Origin of the sequence: Proteus sp. FME41 (assembly GCF_014897315.1) — a bacterium.
Classification (GTDB): domain Bacteria; phylum Pseudomonadota; class Gammaproteobacteria; order Enterobacterales; family Enterobacteriaceae; genus Proteus.
The window spans coordinates 1-1,178 of the sequence record NZ_JABUYL010000059.1 but is presented as its reverse complement, the minus strand read 5'-3'; the positions used below and the strand labels follow the sequence as shown (position 1 = coordinate 1,178).

The following is a 1,178-nucleotide window of genomic DNA, read 5'->3' as shown; positions in this document are numbered from 1 at the left end:
TAATACTTTAGCAACAACGCCCGCACCTACTGTACGGCCACCTTCACGGATAGCGAAACGTAAACCGTCGTCCATCGCGATTGGGTGAATCAGTTCAACGATCATGTTGATGTTGTCACCTGGCATTACCATTTCTACGCCTTCAGGTAATTCGATAGTACCTGTTACGTCAGTTGTACGGAAGTAGAACTGTGGACGGTAACCTTTGAAGAATGGAGTGTGACGACCACCTTCATCTTTGCTCAGGATATAAACTTCTGATTCGAATTTAGTGTGTGGCTTGATTGAACCTGGTTTAGCCAGTACTTGTCCACGTTCGATTTCTTCACGTTTAGTACCACGCAGAAGAACACCAACGTTCTCACCTGCACGACCTTCGTCAAGTAATTTACGGAACATTTCAACGCCAGTACATGTTGTTTTAACCGTTGCTTTGATACCAACGATTTCAACTTCTTCACCCACTTTAACAATACCACGCTCAACACGACCCGTTACTACTGTACCACGGCCTGAAATTGAGAATACGTCTTCGATTGGTAACAGGAATGGTTTGTCAATTGCACGCTCTGGTTCTGGAATGTATGAATCCAGTGCTTCTGCTAATTCAACAATTTTCGCTTCCCACTCAGCTTCGCCTTCCAGTGCTTTCAGCGCTGAACCACGGATTACTGGTGTGTCGTCACCTGGGAAATCGTACTGAGACAGAAGTTCACGAACTTCCATTTCTACTAATTCCAGTAACTCTTCATCATCTACCATGTCACATTTGTTCAGGAATACGATGATGTAAGGAACACCAACCTGACGACCTAACAGGATGTGCTCACGAGTTTGTGGCATTGGGCCATCAGTCGCAGCAACAACCAGGATAGCACCGTCCATTTGCGCAGCACCAGTGATCATGTTTTTAACATAGTCGGCGTGACCTGGGCAGTCTACGTGTGCGTAGTGACGAGACGGAGTGTCATATTCTACGTGTGAAGTAGAAATGGTGATACCACGAGCTTTTTCTTCTGGTGCGTTATCGATTTGATCGAATGCACGAGCAGCACCACCGTAAGTTTTAGCTAAAACTGTAGTGATTGCAGCAGTCAGAGTTGTTTTACCGTGGTCAACGTGGCCGATAGTACCAACGTTAACGTGCGGTTTTGAACGTTCAAATTTTTCTTTAGACA

General features: G+C 45.4%; 1 protein-coding gene. It reads right to left on the bottom strand.

The features are described from left to right. Window positions 1-1,178, bottom strand: a 1,178-nt coding sequence (gene tuf, locus INT04_RS19155; protein WP_193017603.1) for an elongation factor Tu, incomplete at both ends; no start/stop codon positions are given.